At 38.6% G+C, this 20,419-nt stretch carries 19 protein-coding genes; 8 read left to right on the forward strand and 11 right to left on the reverse strand.

Annotation, left to right across the window (positions count from 1 at the left end):
* The first annotated feature begins 178 nt into the window (after positions 1-178).
* Both helD and ACOZ9X_RS13365 read left to right on the forward strand, forming a co-directional pair.
* A complete protein-coding gene (gene helD / locus ACOZ9X_RS13360; protein WP_423418608.1) occupies positions 179-2,494 on the forward strand; it encodes an RNA polymerase recycling motor HelD in 2,316 nt (771 codons plus the stop codon).
* Positions 2,495-2,663: 169 nt separating this feature from the next.
* Entirely contained in the window at positions 2,664-3,110 is a 447-nt protein-coding gene (locus ACOZ9X_RS13365; protein WP_423418609.1) for a DUF4385 domain-containing protein, read from the forward strand.
* Between the two features lie 63 nt (positions 3,111-3,173).
* On the opposite strand, the gene ACOZ9X_RS13370 is transcribed toward ACOZ9X_RS13365, so the two are convergent.
* Both ACOZ9X_RS13370 and ACOZ9X_RS13375 read right to left on the reverse strand, forming a co-directional pair.
* On the reverse strand, positions 3,174-3,551 hold the full coding sequence (locus ACOZ9X_RS13370; protein ID WP_416730898.1) for a DUF1428 family protein: 378 nt from the start codon (positions 3,549-3,551) through the stop codon (positions 3,174-3,176).
* A complete protein-coding gene (locus ACOZ9X_RS13375) occupies positions 3,548-4,399 on the reverse strand; it encodes an alpha/beta fold hydrolase (RefSeq protein WP_423418610.1) in 852 nt (283 codons plus the stop codon). Before ACOZ9X_RS13375 ends, ACOZ9X_RS13370 begins: the two co-directional genes overlap by 4 nt.
* Positions 4,400-4,567: 168 nt before the next feature.
* Here ACOZ9X_RS13375 and ACOZ9X_RS13380 point away from each other — a divergent pair, with 168 nt between their 5' ends.
* The 3 genes from ACOZ9X_RS13380 (at position 4,568) to hmpA (ending at position 6,856) form a co-directional block, all read left to right on the forward strand.
* Positions 4,568-5,014 (forward strand): hypothetical protein, encoded by a 447-nt coding sequence (locus tag ACOZ9X_RS13380; protein WP_423418611.1) that lies wholly within the window; start codon positions 4,568-4,570, stop codon positions 5,012-5,014.
* Positions 5,015-5,031: 17 nt separating this feature from the next.
* Positions 5,032-5,535, forward strand: a complete 504-nt coding sequence (locus tag ACOZ9X_RS13385) for a hypothetical protein (protein ID WP_423418612.1) — start codon at positions 5,032-5,034, stop codon at positions 5,533-5,535.
* Positions 5,536-5,644: 109 nt separating this feature from the next.
* On the forward strand, positions 5,645-6,856 hold the full coding sequence (gene hmpA / locus ACOZ9X_RS13390) for an NO-inducible flavohemoprotein (RefSeq protein ID WP_423418613.1): 1,212 nt from the start codon (positions 5,645-5,647) through the stop codon (positions 6,854-6,856).
* A 36-nt stretch (positions 6,857-6,892) separates the two neighbouring features.
* On the opposite strand, the gene ACOZ9X_RS13395 is transcribed toward hmpA, so the two are convergent.
* The 6 genes from ACOZ9X_RS13395 to ACOZ9X_RS13420 all read right to left on the reverse strand — a co-directional run bounded on the left by ACOZ9X_RS13395 (position 6,893) and on the right by ACOZ9X_RS13420 (position 10,579).
* The gene (locus tag ACOZ9X_RS13395; RefSeq protein WP_423418614.1) at positions 6,893-7,222 is read right to left on the reverse strand and encodes a hypothetical protein; all 330 of its coding nucleotides are present in this window, start codon (positions 7,220-7,222) and stop codon (positions 6,893-6,895) included.
* 116 nt (positions 7,223-7,338) lie between these two features.
* Complete coding sequence (locus ACOZ9X_RS13400; RefSeq protein WP_423418615.1) at positions 7,339-8,367, reverse strand: hypothetical protein; 1,029 nt, start codon at positions 8,365-8,367, stop codon at positions 7,339-7,341.
* A 1-nt stretch (position 8,368) separates the two neighbouring features.
* Positions 8,369-9,322: an ABC transporter permease subunit gene (locus ACOZ9X_RS13405; RefSeq protein ID WP_423418616.1), complete on the reverse strand. Its 954-nt coding sequence runs from the start codon at positions 9,320-9,322 to the stop codon at positions 8,369-8,371.
* Between the two features lie 121 nt (positions 9,323-9,443).
* Positions 9,444-9,959, reverse strand: a complete 516-nt coding sequence (locus ACOZ9X_RS13410) for a DinB family protein (protein WP_423418617.1) — start codon at positions 9,957-9,959, stop codon at positions 9,444-9,446.
* Positions 9,956-10,081 (reverse strand): hypothetical protein, encoded by a 126-nt coding sequence (locus ACOZ9X_RS13415; protein ID WP_423418618.1) that lies wholly within the window; start codon positions 10,079-10,081, stop codon positions 9,956-9,958. Before ACOZ9X_RS13415 ends, ACOZ9X_RS13410 begins: the two co-directional genes overlap by 4 nt.
* Before the next feature lie 18 nt (positions 10,082-10,099).
* Complete coding sequence (locus ACOZ9X_RS13420; protein WP_423418619.1) at positions 10,100-10,579, reverse strand: GyrI-like domain-containing protein; 480 nt, start codon at positions 10,577-10,579, stop codon at positions 10,100-10,102.
* A gap of 256 nt (positions 10,580-10,835) precedes the next feature.
* On the opposite strand from ACOZ9X_RS13420, the gene ACOZ9X_RS13425 reads away from it, so the two are divergent.
* Entirely contained in the window at positions 10,836-12,188 is a 1,353-nt protein-coding gene (locus ACOZ9X_RS13425) for a glucoamylase family protein (RefSeq protein ID WP_423418620.1), read from the forward strand.
* A 319-nt stretch (positions 12,189-12,507) separates the two neighbouring features.
* Positions 12,508-13,314, forward strand: coding sequence for a hypothetical protein (locus tag ACOZ9X_RS13430; RefSeq protein WP_423418621.1), 807 nt, complete (start codon positions 12,508-12,510; stop codon positions 13,312-13,314).
* Between the two features lie 279 nt (positions 13,315-13,593).
* Here the strand turns inward: ACOZ9X_RS13430 and ACOZ9X_RS13435 are convergent, their stop codons facing one another.
* From ACOZ9X_RS13435 to ACOZ9X_RS13445, 3 genes are all read right to left on the reverse strand, one after another.
* Positions 13,594-14,436, reverse strand: a complete 843-nt coding sequence (locus tag ACOZ9X_RS13435; protein ID WP_144702162.1) for a carbohydrate ABC transporter permease — start codon at positions 14,434-14,436, stop codon at positions 13,594-13,596.
* Positions 14,437-14,452: 16 nt separating this feature from the next.
* The gene (locus tag ACOZ9X_RS13440) at positions 14,453-15,337 is read right to left on the reverse strand and encodes a carbohydrate ABC transporter permease (protein WP_066392036.1); all 885 of its coding nucleotides are present in this window, start codon (positions 15,335-15,337) and stop codon (positions 14,453-14,455) included.
* Positions 15,338-15,425: 88 nt separating this feature from the next.
* Positions 15,426-16,676, reverse strand: a complete 1,251-nt coding sequence (locus ACOZ9X_RS13445; RefSeq protein WP_423418622.1) for a sugar ABC transporter substrate-binding protein — start codon at positions 16,674-16,676, stop codon at positions 15,426-15,428.
* A 380-nt stretch (positions 16,677-17,056) separates the two neighbouring features.
* Between ACOZ9X_RS13445 and ACOZ9X_RS13450 the strand changes: the two genes are divergently transcribed.
* Positions 17,057-20,401: a GH36-type glycosyl hydrolase domain-containing protein gene (locus ACOZ9X_RS13450; protein ID WP_423418623.1), complete on the forward strand. Its 3,345-nt coding sequence runs from the start codon at positions 17,057-17,059 to the stop codon at positions 20,399-20,401.
* Positions 20,402-20,419 lie beyond the last annotated feature (18 nt).

The raw sequence follows: 20,419 nt of genomic DNA on the forward strand, positions 1-20,419 counted from the left end.
AACCTTTTAAGGGATTCACTGTTTTTATATATGTACTTTATATATAGAAATATGCTATTATAGAAAAGACGCACCAGCCACTTAATTTATTTTATAATTGTTCCTAATTTTATTATACGATAAAACAGGAACGTGTGTCAACGATTAACTAATAAATTTTTTTGTAGGGGGAAATCGGATGACAACATGGGATCAGGAACAACGAAATGAACAAAAGCGTGTAGATCAAGTAATTCATAAACTTTCTGATGCAACAGATAAACTTCAAGATCATCTCGGAGGAAAGAAGGCAGATGTTGTCCAAATCAGAAAGAATTTTTGGTCTGATGTTACAGTGAATTTAGAAGATGCTGACGATGCAATTGAAACGGCCGCTAGCATCAAACAGCAGTCAGAGTTATTGTCTGAGATCGAACGAAGTCATACTTCTGCTGAAGCTCGACTTAAAACATATGAAAAATTAAAAAGTTCCCCTTACTTTGGTCGAATCGATTTTAAAGAAGACGGAGAAGAGGAAATAGAACAAGTCTATATCGGAATAGCATCCTATTACGATGAACCTTCAAGCACGTTCCTTGTTCATGATTGGCGTGCACCAATTTCGAGTCTATACTATGATCACTCTCTCGGCAAAGCTGATTTTCGTGCGCCGAGTGGTACCATTGAAGGAGAGCTCGAACTTAAACGGCAATTTATGATTAAGAATGCTCATATAACAGGAATGTTTGATACGGGGGAAGCGATCGGTGACGAATTGTTACAGCACGTATTAGGCAACCAAGCGAATACACAAATGAAAAGCATAGTTGCGACAATTCAAAAAGAACAAAATGCAATCATACGAAATACAGCAAGTGATTTACTTGTTGTTCAAGGTGCAGCTGGATGCGGGAAGACATCAGCAGCTCTTCAGCGTGTAGCCTTTCTGTTGTACCGAGATCGAGAAACGATTCAGTCGCACCATGTCGTTTTATTTTCACCAAACAACATGTTCAATAGTTATGTAGCAAACGTATTGCCAGAACTGGGCGAGGAGAACATGGAACAAACCACTTTTCATGCTTATGTGGAGCACCACTTAGGAGGAGACTACTCAATCGAGACCCCTTTTGAGCAGATGGAGGAGCTTTTATCTGAACGAGAAAATTCAAAGCGTGTAGAAGCAATACAGTTTAAAGCCTCTGTTGAATTTCTAGAAGCGATTCATCGCTATGCTGAGAAGTTAAGTACATCCGGCATACCATTTTTAAATGTGAGATTTCGAGACCGTATTGTGATTCGTTCTAAACAGATCAGTGAATACTTCTATTCTCTTGACCAGAAAGAAACCGTTCCCTATCGAATGAAAAAGACGGTGGCTTGGATCTTAGAAGAGCTGAAGAAAATAGAACGAAGAGAACGCAAGAAACCATGGGTTGAAAAAGAGATACAGCTTCTTGATAGAAATGTATATACAAGGCTATATGAGAAGTTAGAGGAGCGCAATAAATACGGAGCTGACTCATTCAACGATCTTTCGAGTGAACAAAAGGTGCTATCGGCTTATGTGACGCGAATTGCCTTTAAATCACTTAGAGAGAGCATCGAACAGTTTTCGTTTATTGATATAAAGAGCTTGTATGCTAAGTTGTTTCAGAAAAATACACGATTGATGGAGGACGTGAATACTTGGAACGAAATCTGCAATCAAACATTGTTTAATCTGAAACAAAACCATTTAGCGAATGAAGACGCTACTCCGCTCTTATATGTAAAAGAATTATTAGTAGGTTTTCAATCGAATGCAGTAGTTCGTCATGTTTTTATTGACGAAGCACAAGATTTCTCACCGTTTCAGTTTGCATTTATTCAGCGTATTTTCCCAAGAGCAAACTTAACGATTTTAGGTGACTTAAACCAATCGATCTATGCACATGCGTCAGATGAAACGTTCAGTATGCTCAAAAACTTATTAAACAAGAAGAATCCCGAAACGATTACTTTGCAAAGAAGTTATCGCTCTACAAAAGAAATTGTAGAGTTTACGAAAAGTCTCTTGAAAGACGGAAGCGAGATTATTCCGTTTAATCGTTCAGGTGAAAAACCCGTTATTGCAGCAGTAGAAAGTGAAGAGGATCATCTTGATCAGGTGAAGGATCTTGTAGGGAATTGGTTGAACAAAGGCCATGAAACGATAGCGGTGATCTGCCGATCGGCTAAAGAGAGCAAAGCGGTTTATGAGAAACTGAAAGGTAACCTAGATGTGAGGCTCATGATTGATGAGGATGCTTCTTTTCAAAAAGGAGTAATCGTCATCCCGTCCTATTTAGCCAAGGGAATCGAGTTTGACGCAGTAACGATATTTGATGCATCAGGTTATCAACTCGAGCGAGAACGTAAATTGTTTTATACAGTTTGTACACGAGCGATGCATGAGTTAACCGTTTTTTATTCAGGGAAACCATGTCCATTTATAGAAGGAGCATCCGAGAGTTTGTATGAGGTTGTTCAGTAAAGAGTAATAGATCCGTTGTTTCTTTTAAGAAGTAGCGGATCTTTTTCTTATACCAAATTCTTTTTTATTTTTGTTGTTATCTAAAGGCTGTTCTCGAACGATTACGAAAACACTCTTTATTTTTGATTTCTTTCTTTTAGGGTAACGATAACAAAAAGGAGGAAAAGAAATGGCATTTGATTACGATCTTGACTTTGATAATATTGATTTTCGAAAACATCCTGAAAAGTATCGTGTAGGACGTGGTGAGCAAGGGGTATTATTAGTGGAACCTTATAAGAGTGAGATCTTGCCGCATTGGCGCTTTAAGACCCCTGAAGAAGCTAAAAAGTCATCAGAAAAAATCTACGAACAGTTTCTAGACTATAAGAAAAATAAGGACTTTGTGGGAGCAGATATGGCTAGAAAGTTTCTTCAGATGGGGTATACACGAGCAAGACGATACACGAACTATAAAGGCGGAAGAAAATACAATGAGGAGGGTGAAGTGAATAAACGGAAGATTGATCCCGTGAAAGCAAAGTCAGCCGCAATTTTTGAGGAGAAGTGGAAATTAGCGCGAACAGATGAAGAATATCTGAAGATGAAAAAAGCACATCAAAAAGAGTTTGGTTAAGCATCTCCTTTTAGCAAGGAGATGCATTTTTTATTCATCTTATGGATTCTGCCACACCTTCTACTATACGGTCACTGCCTCAGTTTCAGAAACAAACTCACCAAAAACTAACTTTTCAAGAGGTGCTACATGTGTGACAAATTCGTCTAATCGCGCCTTCATCTCTGGATCTTGGTCGAAGTCTTCCATCGTCATGCGTGCATGTTCTTCAGATTGAAAACGAAGAAGGCCGATCCAGAGTTCTTCACCTTCATCAACTTGCAGTTTTTCAGAAATAGAGGAGAATCCATAATTTTTTGGTGATGTGGACAATTTGAAAATTTGTTCTGTCACACCCCCGTATTCTTGAAATTTTTTATTCGATCTCGATGATATTTCAAGAAACTTTTCTTTCACTTCAGGTTTTAATTTATAAAAATATACGAGTAGGTATGCCATCATTTAACCTCCGATTTTTTTAGCCATTTTGATAAAACTACATCGATTACTATGCAGGGTCTGTCCCAGTGCAACAAGTGTGTCGTGTTTGGCACTATATGTAGTTCACCGTTTGCGTTATTTCTAAACGTTTCAGCGGTCTGCAATCTCATTTCAGACAATCGCTCAGGTACGGTGGCGACAAGTAAAGTGATACCTGGTGGAAGAAGATGATAGATATCTTCTGTTTCGTTTAGATGCATGCCACGAATAATATGACGGGCAGTTTCACCTTTTGCATGCCAGCAAACTTTACCTTCTCTTTCGATACCTAGATCACGAACTGCGATATTTTTTAACGGTGACCACATCAAATAGTTTTCTTTTTCAGCTAGAAAAAAGTCATACCATGAATCGAACACGTACTCATCAAAATCTTTTTCATAATGATCCATTTCTTCTTCTAGAGAGGAAGACCAGATACGCTTTGTTTGATAGCCGCCATCGATTAATATCGTATCCAAGACATGTTCAGGATAACGAACCAAATAGTGAAGAGCTAGAAAACTTCCCCATGAGTGGGATAAGAGATAGAAATCGCTTACATTTAAGTGTGCGAACAAACCATGAAGCCAATCAACGAGTCTAGACATCTCATAATCTACAGCTTTGTCAAAGGGCTCAGACTTCCCGTGTCCAGGCGCATCGAACGCAATGATTTTAAAGTCCTTCTGTAATTCCTCGGCTACTTCTAGAAAGCTAAGACTTGTACTTCCTAAGCCATGTAAGCAAACAATGGTTGGGTTGTGGGCTTTACCCCATTCAGTAAGGTGGACAGATTTTTCTTTATAGGTGATTAATGATCGTCTCATCTCTTTGCCAACTCCTGAACAATGTTTATTCACTTTGTGAAGTTTTGTATCTTTCAATAGTATCATATTATTATAAAATCGTTTGAATAGTTTGAAAAGAACTGAGTGAAAACGAACCATAAAATGGTAATATTGTAGGGAAAGCTATTTAAAAAGGGGGAGTGTTAATTGGATAGCGATCAATATGTAAAGAGAAGTTCGTATCTGATGCTTACTATATTTCCTGTATTAATGGTGGGTTATTATTTTGCAGTAAATCATGAGAATCTGTTCTTTCTATATGAGTGGACGTTAATAATAATTGTACTTGGAGCAGGTTTAATGTCTTTAATCGGTGCCATTAAAACAAAAGGAAAAGAGAAGTGGGTTTTATTTTCAATCTTAGCATTTTGTGTTCAGTTTGCTGTTTTAGGGTTGTTTTTAGGCCCGTTGACGTTTTATCCTATGTTTTTTGTGTATTATCCAGCAACGATACTTGCAATGACTGTTTATGGAATCACGCTCTCTAAAGTGGATGACTACCGATTCATTTCAGTTATCTTTATGATCATTTCTGTGCTGCTTACTCTATACATGGTTCTTTTACAATCGTTTTGGGGGCAAGATTTAACGTAAAGAAAGCGGTGGTATGAATGTTACCTAATATAGTAAGAATGACGTTGATCACTTGGAGCATGCTTTTCTTATTAATGGGGTGTACTTCATTCCACTCCTCTAATGAAGTAAAAGTAACTTCTGAAATGAATGAGTTAATCTCGGATTACATCATCCAGCATTATGAAGGCGTATATCCTGAATCGGATAAACAGTTTGAAGTTCATAAGATCTATGGAGCGAAAGAAACAGGGGAAATGACATCTATCTATCTTTACTCATTGTTTCAGGGATTTAACAAATCAACAGAGGCAGAAGGTCAGTCCGGCCATTCCGTTCCAGCCGTAATCAAACTTAAGAGTAAAGACGGAAAGTATGTGATCTCACATTATAAGGAACCGCAGGATGGAGCTGACTTTAAACGATCATTGTATAAGATCTTTCCGAGACAATACGCAAAAGAAGCATTAGATGACTTGAAGAATTCTGCGGGACTTCAGAAGGAAATGAATCAAAAGGCAGAAATGTGGCTAAGAAAATAGCACTATTTATGTTCACAAAAAATCCTAAGGAAAAGTGATTCAAATCACACATTCTCTTTTACCATTCTTTTACGATAGAGTTGTAGTAAGAATATAAGGGGGAATTGACATGTTACAACAAAGAACCATTGAAATTATTAAGTCAACCGTACCTGTTTTGCAAGTACACGGAGAAGCGATTACTTCCCGTTTTTATGAATTGCTGTTTCAGAAGCATCCAGAGCTTTTGAATATATTTAACCATGCAAACCAGAAAAAAGGACGTCAGCAAGCTGCATTAGCAAACGCAGTATACGCAGCAGCAGCTAATATTGATAAGCTTGAAGCCATCATTCCGGTCGTAAAAGGAATTGCCCATAAACATCGTAGTCTAGGCGTGAAGCCAGAGCACTATCCTGTGGTCGGTGAAAACTTGCTTCTAGCTATAAAAGATGTTCTTGGTGATGCTGCAACAGATGAGATCATCAATGCTTGGGCAGAAGCGTATGGTGTAATTGCGGATGTCTTTATTGGGATTGAACGTAACATGTATGAGGATGCGGGATGGGAAGGGTTCAGACCTTTTGTAGTAGCACGTAAAGTAGAAGAAAGCTCTGTAATCACGTCTTTTTATTTAGAGCCAGAAGATAAAAAAGCACTTGCAAAATTTAAGCCCGGCCAATATGTGAGTGTCAAAATGGATATACCAGGTCAGGAAAACACACATATTAGACAGTATAGCTTGTCTGATGCTACAGGGAAAAGCAGCTATCGCATCTCTGTAAAAAAAGAAAGCGGTAGAAATGCAGTAGACGGAATAGTTTCCGTTTATTTGCACGAGAGTGTTAAAGAAGGAGACATCCTTCATTTGAGCGCTCCAGCAGGTGATTTTTATTTAAATACAACCAGTGAAAAGCAGGTAGTACTTATTAGTGGTGGTGTAGGCTTAACTCCTATGGTGAGTATGCTGAAAACTGTAGCAAGTGAACAGCCAGAACGAAAAATCACATTTGTTCATGCTGCAATCAACGGCCAAGCACACGCTTTAAAGAAAGAAGTTCAAGAAATTGCAGAAGCTTCAGATCATATCACTACACATTTTGTGTATGAAAGTCCATTAGACGAAGATCTAGACTATACAAAGACTGGTTACGTGGATCAAGCTTGGTTGAAAGAGATTCTACCAATAAGAGATGATGCAGAATATTATTTCTGTGGCCCGATTCCATTTATGCAGGTGATAAATACAGCTCTTCTAGAGTTGAATGTACCAAAAGAGAACATTCATTTTGAGTTCTTTGGTCCAGCATCAGATCTCGAGAAGGAGAGTATCAAGGCATAAAGAAGCAAACACCTTCCTGAACGCGGAAGGTTTTTTTTATTTGGATGAAAGATAGTGAAAGCTTTGTATCATTGATTTACGTTTTACTAGGAGAAGGACTAACAAGGTGACTAGACTTATTGAAATGATCCATGCCCCTAAATAGATACCACCGATTGTAAATGCTCTAGAGATTTTTACAGAAAAGAAAATCCATCCTACAATGCCTACTGTACCTATGCATAAGTTAAGCATTAGGCTGACAAAGAAGTGGGGAAGTACCATACCCGTATGTGTGACAGTAAACTTTGCGTATTTATAGCTGATCGGTAACCCGAGTAGAAGGAATAAGGTATAAAAAATGACGTTAAGGTCTGCTTCGCTCAAAGCGTTCACTCCTTTTTATTGTGTAATACTCCTTTATTCAAAAAGAACAAAAAACATGACAAATGATAAAAGACTCGATAAGGTAAATCCTTGCCTCATCGAGTCCTTCTTATACATTAATTGTCCGTTCCTGTTTTCATAATCCTATCAAACTGCTCTTGAGACAATTTCTTAACTTGTACAGGAGTTTTTGTCTTTCTTACTCTTCTTGTTCTTTTCGTGTAAGCACCTTTTGCGAGGTATTGGCGTTTCATGGCTTCAACCATAAAGTTCAACGCGAGAATGGTAATTGCAAATCCAGCAAGTGGAGCAAATACGATCCAGCGATCACCACGAATTTGATAGTAGTTAGCACCGATCATGCTCGACCATTCATTGATCATAGCAACAGGCACCGTATTATTTTCTAGTGGATCGAGAGTGATAAAGTCAGTTCCACCAATAAAAACTTGTAAAATGCCAAGATGTGCTGCCAGTAGTAGCGTTGCGATTAGCTGTTGGCTGTATAGAATGCTTAATCGCGGTTTTAGATAAGGTAATACGTGTTTCCGGAGCTTGTGAATTCTGCCTCCACCAAGAACTTTAACGGAAGATATAAATTCATTCTCTAAAAACTTTGACGTTTCGTTGGCTACTGTTACCATCACGGTAGGGACTGCGATTAATATGAGAATCAGCAAAGAGAATATGGTTTGCTGTTCTTTCGGTACAGACCATGTGAAAATTTGGAGAACAGGATAGATAAGTAAATAGGCGACAATGGTTGCAGGTGCATAATAAAAGGATTCAAAGAGTTTGCTTGAACCCCGAAGTATAGATTTTGGTAGTTGACTCAAGATTAATCCCAATAATGTTCCGAAGAAAAGACGAGCGAATGCGACTAAGAATGCAAATCCTAATGTATACTTTGCTCCATCGATCACCTTGTGCAAGATGCTGACACCAAACCGATCAGTACCAAAAGGCATTTCTTTAAAAGGAGCAATTGGTGCTGAATCAACAGGCTGTTTCTGTTCGTCAAATCGAATTTGCATCACTGGCTGTTCTTCATTCGGTACAAAATGTGAATAGATGATGCTTCCGAAAAACAAGGTAACAATAATTAGAAAACCACTTAAAAATAACGGACTTCTCCATACAGACATCTTACGCCACCTCCTCATTAGTACGTCCCAGCTTATACTCTAGTACATAAGAGGAAAGTGTAAATAATAGATAAAACGGAACGAACATGAGCAAAACGCTAACTGTAATGACATCCGGTGTCGTAGGACCGTTATCTAGCATAAAATCAGTGATACCGGGAATCGCCATAATGGTTTCTACCATAAAGAGTGTAGAGATTAGTAACCAATACACGTTCTTCGAATAATAGAACAGACTTAAAAGTGAATTTCTTAGCATGTGAATATAAAGGATCAGCGCATATCGTATTCCTTTTGCGCGGGCAAATTCTACATATGTTTTTGAATCTTCATCATCGAGTAAAAACAGCAACGTTCTAATTAAGAAAAGAGCTGGCAAGATGCTCAAGCAAAAAATCGGTAAGAAATAGCTAGGATTTTGATCGCTATGTACGATGGGGAACAAGAGATTTCCCGTATTTCTAACATACAGAATCATGCTATATTGGATGATAACAACGATAAAGATATCGGGTAAGGACTCGAGTGAAAAAAACAAGAAGCGAATTCCTTTTTGAATGCGGTCAGGTAAAATTTTGATGATCAAAGCTAGTATGATTGATGAAGCTATGGCTAGAAAGAATGCACCTAATACTAGTTTTATCGAATAAAAATAAGGTTTTAAAATGGTTGGGAATAGTGACTTCTCCTGTTGATATTCATAAAAAGTCACGTTTGAAAACGTTATGAGGTTTATGAACAGCTCCCATATCTTATCAAGATAAGGCTCGAAAAATAATCCTAAATCCTGGTTTAAAAAGAGTGCATTCTCGAGTGCGCCAGAATCTAGTAAACGAGCAACAGCTTCGATACCTTGAACATTGCTGAAGAAAAGGTAAGGAAGTGCACCAATGAAAAAAACACCCACGATCGGCATCAAAAAATAAACAATGCGCCGAAGGACTAGTAAATACATAAAATTTTCCCCCTAAATCTCGCTATCTCTTTTTTTATCTAATAAAGTTAACTATAATCATTCGACATAATCCATTATTTTCCTCCGCGTAAAAATAAAAAAAGCTCCCACGTGGGGAACGTTATTTGAGTATGCTTAAGTATGTTTTCCACGGACCAACATCCAAATCATAACGTTTAGACAGAATCCTAGTAATCTGGTTGATGTGTGTAAGATCATGAACGGTCCAAGTTGAGAGTAATTGTTGTAGGGTAATAGAGCCAAACTCGGGGTGTAGTCCAGTTTTATTTAAATCAAAGGAACTAATTTTTAAAGTCCCTAATTGGTATAAGCTCTGTTGGCGGCACTGCAAAAATTCACGCAGCAGTTCTTCAATCCCTGTTTCTTTTCCCAGATGAGAAAATCGATCAAAAGGTGGAAGGGGTTCATTCTCATGACTTGAAAGAATGCTGTTAATCCGCGGTATCCAGTTGCTCTTTTCACAGTCGATCAAGTGAGCGACAACTTCAAGAGAATTCCACGAACTCCCACCCTCATTGCTTCTTAACCATTCATGAGAGAGTCCAGATAACAAGTGAGTCAAAACGGCAGGTGTACGTTCTAGAATTTCGAGAGATTCACTTTGTTTAAAGTTCATAATTCTAATACTCCACTTTTTAAATTGATAAAATCATCAATCCTTTTTATAACACTTTTAACCGTATCTATAGACGTTAGAATCGGTTTATAGCCAGACATAGTATCAGATCTCTCTTTCATAATAGTAACCTCCTAGTATTATTGAATGGTATCGTACAATTCGATCTTTAATTGATCTACATTATTAAAGGAATAGAAAACCTCGATGTGCCAGTTGTTTAGAAGCCTGACGTATCCATTCTTTTGAATCCACTTATGTAATCTTTCGTAGGTGTCTTTAATTTCATCATTTCTTCCAACATGTTGGATGCTAGCATATCTTTGAGGTGGAATAGTTAAAGTCATCATTCCAGCGGGAACATTTTCGAAGTTTTCTACTTCCACACAGACCCAGTATCCATCCTCTTGAACGGTAGAAGCATCAACAATGAACGCGCCAATTTGAATTGACGGGTCCACAACATGCAGGATGGACTGTAGTTGGGAATGCAGAGTCTTCGAAGCATTCGGTATCTCGTGGATGTATTGATCTCCCTCGCATAGAACCCTCAAACCGACTAGCTTCATTTCCTGACGATCCATTACTACGGGTGTTTCAAGAACTGTTTTCTTATACATCGCTATAACTCCTTTTTACTTCTATTACTACTTTCTTCTCGTAAAGAAAACGTTATCCTTTATTTTCCTTAAATAGATAGCTCATTTCCTATTATTATCAGTTTTCTCCGACCATTCTACTGTTTGTTATGAAAACGCATACAACCATTGACGCAAAAGCTTTTATGCTCCTTATTTATTCCGATCAAACATGCTAAACTATTAGTGAAACGTTTCGATTATTTATTTTCTAATTATGGAGAGGAGCAACACATCAATGAAAAAAAGTAAAATCATAAGCTTTGTATTGATGTTCAGCTTGTTTGCGAATGTATTTATAACATCATCAGCGTTCGCCACTGATAAGGGAAAAAATTATGCATTTCAAATGGAATTGAAAGCTATCGCTAAGAAGACATACAAGTTTTATCAAGATCATACTGATCCAAAAACAGGTTTGACCTATGATGAGACTCGATATACAGCAGAGGGCAAAAAAGATGCAACACATACATCTCCAACTAATATTGGGATGTATATGATGAGTACGATCTCTGCTCAAGAATTAGGAATCATCTCAAAAAAAGAAGCGGTAAAACGTATACAAATCACGTTGAATACACTTGAAAATCTTGAAAAGTGGAATGGCTTATACTATAACTGGTACAACACAAAAGATGGTTCCGTTAAAAAGGATTGGGGACAATTCATCTCCCAGGTGGATAACGGCTGGCTGTCTGCAGGGTTGATTGTCGTTGGACAAGCTTATGATGAGCTGAATCCACAAACGAGTAAGCTCGTTGAAAACATGAATTATACGACTCTATATGATCCAGAAGTGGGACAATTCCGTGGGGGATATGATGTTGCACAAGGGAAGTTAACCGATCATCACTATGGCTTATTTAACACAGAACCACGTGTAGCAAGTTACATATCAATCGGTAAAGGCGATGTGCCAAGCGATCACTGGTGGAAGATGTACCGTACGATGCCAAAAGAATGGGATTGGCAAGCACAGATTCCAGAAGGTGAAACTCATGAATATGATGGCGTTTCTGTCTTTGAAGGGCATTACGAATACAACGGTGTAAAATTTGTTCCGAGCTGGGGCGGAAGCATGTTTGAAAGCCTTATGCCAGGAATCGTATTAAATGAGGTAGAACTTGGCAAGAATGCGCTTGGGCTAAACAACAAGCGTCATGTTGAATTACAGCAAGCTTTTGCAGAAGAAAAAGGGTACAAAGCATGGGGCTTTTCTCCATCTGCAACTCCAGATGGTTACAGTGAGTTCGCGGCAACACCACTTGGTACTTCTGGATACAAAGATGGTGCGACCGTAACGGCTCATGCTTCTTTCTTAGCACTAGACTATGATCCTACTGCTGTTCGAAAAAACATTAAAGCATTAAAAGAGTTCAATACGTATAGCGAGTACGGATTCTATGATTCTGTAAACGTAGAAACAGGCGAAATCGCCAAAGCATATCTCGCGCTCGATCAAGGAATGATCATGGTATCGATCGCTAACTATCTAAAAGATGGTGTGATTCGCGATTACTTCCACCAAGATCCGATCGGTAAGAAACCAGAGGATCTGTTGAAAAAAGAAAAGTTTTCAATTCAATAATTGTATGCAGCACCCGACTCCAAAAGGATAAGGGTGTTTTTTTTTGTTGGATCTAGCTTGTTTTGAGGATTTCAGGTGGAAGTGTGGAGGTTAGCGGTTGTCAGGAGTGATTCATAGGTGGTGAGTATGAATTTATCAGGGAAACCGTGATGTTTATCGGTGAAAATCAAACATTTAGCGGCGAACGTGTAAGAAAAATAAAAACACGTACCGTAAAAGACAATAAAAGGGTCCAGCATTTTTGTGTGGAATTTCTTTTTATGACAGTTGAACTCCCCATTTATCCAGCTACAAAATTCATAGTGGAAGTGAAGAAAAAATGTGTACAAGTTTTGTTTTGCATGAAGAACGGACATATATTGGAATGAACTTTGATCTGTCTGAGCGACCGATTAAAATGGCCTTATCAGGAGACAACCAGCTCATTATTCTCCAAAAAGAAGGCGGCCGTTTCTTGCCAGCCATAGGCTTTAATAATAAGGGTATCTTTATGAACCTTCATATTGTGACCCCGAATGAAGAGGGCAAATATAAGAGAAACAAAAACAGCGTTCATATGATGAGGCTATTTGATGAGGTGTTGTCTGATAAAGTAAAAACGTCAGTGCTACCTACATACCTTCAAGAAAAAGAAATCGTAAATGTTCCAGATTATAGTGTTCAAAGTTTAATAGTTGGGCCAAACAAAAAGTCATTCATAATACAGCCTGGAAGAAAATATATAGACACAGATCAGCTAGAGGATAATTTTATGGTTCTTACAAATTTTTCAGTTCGAGATGAGATGGAGCATGAAGATAATACATTACAAGGACCAGGAAGTGATCGTTATCGCCTAGCTTATGGTGAATTGGCAAACAAAAGAGGTAACTTTTCCGTTGAACAAGGATTATCCATCCTGAAGCAAACCATTCAAAGGGAAGGGGACAATCCTACCCAGTTGTCTATGATTTTTAGTCCAGAAGAAGAGAGCATCTATTTTTCTCTTAAAGGAGATTTTGAAAGAATATATAAGTTCTCTTTCTCGGATATGACGATAACAACATTGAGGGGTTTTGAAGATGAATTTGGTTTATTAGTAAAGAAAAAAGGTATTTTATTGTCAGAGCTTGAGGGTTGGGGATAAGAGTACTGGATTGAGAGCGGTATTTTGAAGTATGGTAGGCAATCCATTTTGGTTTATAGGCCGTAGTTCTTGATTTATAGTCCTTCAAGAAATTTTATAGGTCTTCAAAATAATTTATAGGTCTTCAAAATAATTTATAGGCTTTTCGACAAAATTCTTTTTTCGTACATGGATAACAGGGAGTGTATGAAGAAAACCAAGCTCAAAGAAGTAAACACATAAAAACAAGAAGAACCCCCGATTACATATTCGAATCGAGGGTTCTTTAACGTTAACCTTCTATTTCATACCTGAAATGGTATAGCCTTCGATAATGTGCTTCTGGAAGATGATGAAGATGATGACGATTGGAACAACCATGAACGTTGATCCGGCCATCTGTAACGCAAAGTTTCCTCCGTATTGCCCTTTCAAAAGACTTAACCCAACAGATAACGTGTACAAGCTTTCGTCGTTCGCGATGATCAAAGGCCATAAGAAACTGTTCCAGCCCGCGATAAACGTTAGAATTCCTTGAACGGCCATGATCGGTTTTGAAATAGGTAGAACAAGCTGCATGAACACACGGAACTCACTTGCTCCATCCAAACGTGCTGCTTCAAGCAGTTCATCAGGAATGGTTGACATGAACTGACGGAACAAGAAGATGCTGAATGCACCAACTAATCCTGGCAGAACTACACCAGCCATCGTGTTCGTCAAGCCCATCTGGTTTAAGATTAAATAAACAGGGATCATCGTTACTTGTCCTGGAATCATCATTGTTGCTAACACAAGGTAGAAAAGCTTTTCTCTTCCCTTAAACTTGTATTTCGCAAACGCGTATCCAGCCATCGCATTAAAGAAAAGTCCGACGAAAGAACAGAGGACGATGATGATCGTATTTCGCAAATAAACACCAAAGTTCATGTTCTCAAACAGGTAGACGAAGTTCTCCGTTGTAAAGGTTTCAGGCCACAGAGTCGGTGTGAGCTGAAGGACTTCACTTTCAGGTTTGAAAGCAGAGAGGATCATCCAAATAAAAGGGATGGCTACTAAAAGACCGCCAAGCGTTAAGACGATTCCTGCGATCCATTGCTGAATTTTGTATGCTTTCTTCGCATCAGATACTTTTGTTTTCATGTTCTCACCTCACGTCTTAAATATCGGTATCTTTCTTTTGCAATCGGAACTGAATCATCGTGATGATGATAATGGTTACAAACAGGACAAATGATCCTGCAGCAGCATAACCGAAGTTGCTGAGCTGGAATCCGTTGCGGTAGATGAAGAGAGCGACAGAAGTGGTGCTATCGAGCGGTCCGCCGTTCGTCATAACGAATGGTTCCTCGAAGAACTGAATCCATCCGATCATTGTTGTGATCGACACGAAGAAAATGGCATAACGAAGAAGAGGAATCGTAATCTTCGTGAGCTGTTTCCAGTTGTTCGCACCGTCTAATTGAGCTGCTTCATAATACGTTTTCGGAATACCTTGTAAAGCTGCTAAGAAAATAATCATGTTTACACCGATCGCGCGCCAAACAGCTAATGCGATCAATGATCCTTTTGCGATCGTTGGGTCTTGTAACCATGGTATAGCAGGAATGCCGACTAGACCGAGCAGATAGTTGAACAGACCAAACTGTGGGTTGTATAGGTACGTCCACACTACAGCTACTGCTACAACGTTTGTGATCGAAGGCATATAAAAAACAAGACGAAAAGCCTTGAAGATACGCGCTGTACCAAAGTTAATCAAAAGGGCGATACCAAGTGAACAAGCGATAACGAGAGGAACACCAAATACGACATAAAAAACAGTGTTGCCGATTGATTTTAGAAAAATAGGATCTTTAAAGATATTTATATAGTTTTCGATTCCAATAAAGCTAATATTTGAATAGTCTGCAAGTCCAGCTAGGTCAATATCTGTAAAACTAATCACCAATGCAAGAACAATGGGAAAAAGAGAGAATAAAGCCAATAACAGAAGTGCTGGTCCAATGAAGAGGTAAGGAGTCGTTTTTGAATAGCTTTTCATGTTTTCACATCCTTCATCGTTACCCGTGTTGATGATAAAAAGGTAACGAGCAGGATTACCTGCTCGTTATACCCCGGATCAACAGGATTTATTTCTTTAAGATCTCTTCAGCTTTTTTGTCGAAGTTATCTAATTCCTTCTGAACGTCTGCTCCGCCTCTGTAGATCTTCTCAAAGCTCTTTAGATAAGATTGAGCGATTTCTTCCCATTGCTTAATAACAGGCATCGGTTGTGAAGCTTTCATCTGTTCACCGAACGCTTTGTAAAATTCATTTCCAGTAAGAGCTTCGTCTTCCCATGCTTTTTGTGTTGCTGGAAGGGAATTCGTCATCTCCATCCATTTTAATTGTGTTTCAGGCTTACTCATATATGCTGCGAATTTTAACGCTTCTTTTTCGTGCTTCGTATGTTCAAATACAGAAAGGTTAGATCCACCTAGTGCTGAAATGTTATTTTCTTTTGTCGGTAGAACAGCCGTACCCCATTTACCTTTAAGCTCAGGAGCTTGGTCGTTGATCAGTTTGATCATCCAAGGACCACTGATGAACATTGGTAGGATCCCGTCTCCACGGAAACCTTGAACGATGTCCATTCCTAGTTCTTCTTTTGGAGCTGCTCCACTTTCATAGAAGCTGTTCAAGTATTCAACCGCTTCAACGAACTTAGGATCATTGAATTTAGGCTCATTGTTAGGTCCTAATAGTTCAGCGCCGTTTTGGCGTGCGAACATGAATGACAAGCTTTGTTCTTTAGCATCGATCGAAATTCCATATTTCCCTTTTCCACGGTCAGCTAGCTTATCAGCGGCTTCCTTCAACTCGTCCCACGTTTTTGGAGCTTCTTTAAATCCAGCTTTCTCGAGCAGGTCTGTACGATAGTAGAGCAAGCGAGTATCTACGTACCAAGGTACACCAACCATTTTGTCTTCAAACTTTGTCGTTTCAACAGAACCTTCAAAGAAATGTTTTGGATCTAGTTCCGGGTAATCTTTAACATGAGGTGTTAAATCTTTTAATGCTCCAGCGGATGCAAACTCAGGAATCCAAGTTGTACCCATCTGAACAACATCAGGTCCTTTTTTAGAAGCAACGGCTGTTAAAAGCTTATCGTGTGCTTGATCCCAAGGAAGGGCTTGTACTTTAACGTCAATCTTTGGATTTTCTTTTTCAAATTCTTCAGCGATCTTAGGAAGTGATTTTGCTTCTTCACCCATTCCCCAAACCGTAATTGTTGTTTTTCCGTCTTCTGAACCTGAAGAGCAGCCAGCTAAGACGCCGGATAGTACAAGTGCACCAACCATTGACGTAACCATCGATTTTTTAAACCAACGTTTTTTCATGTGAGTTCCCCCTATAATTTGCCTGTGAAAGCAATCAATTTTTATTATTCCCGAATTTTCTTTGAGATTATTGTTGAAACGTTTCGATAAGCACATTATAATTCAAGTTGTAATCGTTTACAACATGGAATTTTCAAAAAGAGGTTTCCTTCCATAAATTGTTGGAAACATAAGGTTTCATATACTATTTTCCTTGTTGCAAAAGGAATGAAGAAGATAACAGTATGAAACTCAAAAACTTAGGAACTCTCTTGAATTTAATTGAAACGTTTCGATAAAATGCTTTCATTTATGTTAAAAGAGATGAAAATTTCATGTTTATATCAACAGAATTTACCTTATTACAAAATAGACATCATAAAAGAATTGAGGGATAGACAATGACAACCTTAACGAAAGGGAACATCACGATTAAAGCTGGTGACTTTACATTTGCGTTCTTAAGTACTGGTGATATCTACAAAGCTTCCCACCATGATACGATGATCAACCAATGGATGAGTAATCCGATCGATGGTTCTTTAAACAATCTTTATTTACGTGTCTTTAACGATGAGGGTATTCAAGTAACTCCACTGTTAGGTAGTAAATCAAACAGCACTGTTTCATATAATGAGAATCAGGTCTTTTGGAGAGGTACATTTCAAGACGTCTCTTATACAGTCACTTTTTCATTAAAAGAAAATGGTATCTGGTTCTGGGATATCGAACTCCAAGGAAAGGCTGAGAATGCTGATATTATTTATGGTCAAGACGTGGGTCTTGCTCACATAGGTGCTGTTCGAACAAATGAAGCATTCATCGCTCAGTATGTAGATCATGGAGTGTTTGAAGATGAGAAGCTAGGTTATGTGATCTGTTCCCGTCAAAACCAACCTAATGGAAAAGCCTTTCCTTACCTGCAACAAGGATCGTTAACGAAATCTGTTGGCTATATAACAGATGGTTTTCAATTCTTCGGTACTTCCTATAAAGAAACAGATGTACCACAAGCACTTTATAAGGAAAACTTAGAAAGTGAAGTGTATCAATACGAATTCGCTTATATTGCACTTCAATCAGAGCGATTTGTACTTGATGGTAAACATCACATCAACTTTTATGGATGCTTTAAAGAGGATCATCAAGAAGCTGTTACATCTATTGATTTTAAGGATGAGATAATTGCTACTTGGAATGAAGTACAGGATCAACCACAAAAAGATGCGACTATTCTTGAAAAGATCAACCGCAATGACCAGTTTGACGGAACATTAAAAACAGTGGATCTTTCAATGGAAGAAGTGGCAGCTCTTTTCCCAGAGCGTATTTTAGAAGAGTATGAAGGAGAAACGCTTCTATCCTTTTTTACACCGACCTATGAACATATTGTTTTAAAAGAAAAAGAAAGAATCGTAGAGCGACCTCATGGACATATTCTCGTTACGGGTGATAACGTTTCTTTAAAAGAGGACACGATTACGACTACTTCTTATATGTACGGAATCTTTAATTCGCAATTAGTAGTAGGAAACACTTCTTTTCATAAGATGATGACGAATGCGCGTAATGCGTTGAATGTTATGAAAACATCGGGTCAACGAATCTATGTTGAGTTAGATGGAAAACTGAAACTATTAACAATGCCTTCGATGTTCGAGATGGGCTTTAACTATACGCGTTGGTTCTATAAGACTGAAGATGAGACGTTCATTATCACCAACTACACAACAATCGATACTCCTGAAGTTGAGCTGCATGTTAAGGCTCTCAGCGGTAAATCATACCGATTCGTTGTGACTAACCAAGTATCCTTGAATAATCAAGAATACGAAGTGCCATTTAAGATGGAAAAAGAAGATGATGTAATTTCGTTCTTCGCGGATGCTGCTTCTGACAGTGCAAAAACGTATGGAAATTTAAGCTATCGAATGAAGATCACGGGTACAGAGTGGAACTTTACAGACGAGACAATCTTTGGGGATAACATGGATCGTGGATCTGCGTCTCTCGTGGTTTGCGATCTTGAACCAACAAATGAGTGGGGCATCTCTCATCAAGGGTTGATTGATGGGAAGAAGATTCCGTTTACAAGTAAGACGATTGAAACGGAAATCGAGCGTTACCGTACATTTATACAAAATACGAACCGTGGATTCCGTTTGACGAAGGATGGAGTCGAGACACACGAGCTTCAAAAGATGAACGCCTTAGCTCATTGGTATACACATAACATGCTTATTCATTATTCTGTTCCGCATGGTCTTGAGCAATATGGTGGTGCAGCGTGGGGAACTCGTGATGTTTGCCAAGGACCTGCTGAATACTTCTTAGCAACTCAGCATTATGGTGCAGTAAAAGACATCTTGCTTACTGTATATTCTCATCAGTTTGACGAGACGGGTAACTGGCCACAATGGTTCATGTTTGATCAATACTTCAAAATTCAGCAAGATGATTCACATGGAGATATCATTGTATGGCCACTGAAGTTAGTGACGGATTACCTTGCAGCTACGAATGATTTTGATATTTTACGTGTGGAAGTCCCTTACACGTCTAACCGTGATTTTAACTTTACTGAGAAAAAAGAAACATTATTACAGCATATTCAAAAACAGATCCGTTACATGAGAGAGAACTTTTTGCATGATACGCACCTTTCCTCTTATGGGGACGGAGATTGGGATGATACGCTTCAACCTGCAAATCCACAGCTTAAAAAATACATGGTGAGTTCATGGACGGTTGCTTTAACGTATCAAGTTATGACTCAGTTCTCACAACAACTACAGCATGTGGACAAAGAAGAAGCTACAAAACTTAGCGAGCTCGCTAAAAACATTCAGGCAGACTATCAAGAACATATGTTAAGCAAAGATGTAATCCCTGGATTTGTTTATATGGAGGATCCAAAATCACCCAAATTAATGCTTCATCCTAGTGATAACACGACTGGTATCAACTATCGTCTATTACCGATGACGCGCAGTATGATCGCCGAATTGTTAACACCGGAACAAGCGGAACAGCATCTTGATCTGATCATGGATAAGTTTTATTGTCCAGATGGCGTAAGGTTGATGGACAAGCCGGCTCACTATAAAGGCGGTGTGAGTACACATTTCAAACGTGCTGAACAAGCATCGAACTTTGGACGAGAGATCGGACTTCAATATGTTCATGCTCATATTCGTTTTGTTGAAGCGATGGCGAAGCTAGGGAAAAAAGAAGAAGTGTGGAGTGGATTAGAGAAGATCAATCCTGTTATGATCCAAGAAAAAGTTCCAAATGCAGAGCGACGTCAGAGTAATGCTTATTTCTCAAGTTCTGATGGTGATTTTAAAACCCGTTATGAAGCACAAGAACGTTTTGGCGAACTAAAAGATGGTGAAGCCAAAGTTAAAGGTGGTTGGAGAATCTATTCTTCTGGTCCTGGAATCTATATGAACCAGTTGATCTCAAATTGTTTAGGTATTCGTCCGCAAGGGGAGAACCTAATCATTGATCCAATATTAACAGAAGAAATGAATGGCCTTGAATTGCAGTATATGATCGACGGGAAATCTGTCAAAATGATATTCCGAGATCGCGGTGAGGAAAGTAATCGACTCATCGTTAATGGCCAAGAAGTAAAGACCAATACGTATCAAAACATCTACCGAGATGGTGGCGTGAGCGTGAATCGCTCTGGATTTGTAAATAAATTGTCAGCAGACGTGAATACCGTAGAGATTTATTCATAACCATTCGTTATAATAAAG

This window comes from Fictibacillus nanhaiensis, assembly GCF_049537595.1.
Taxonomy (GTDB): Bacteria; Bacillota; Bacilli; order Bacillales; family Fictibacillaceae; genus Fictibacillus; species Fictibacillus nanhaiensis_F.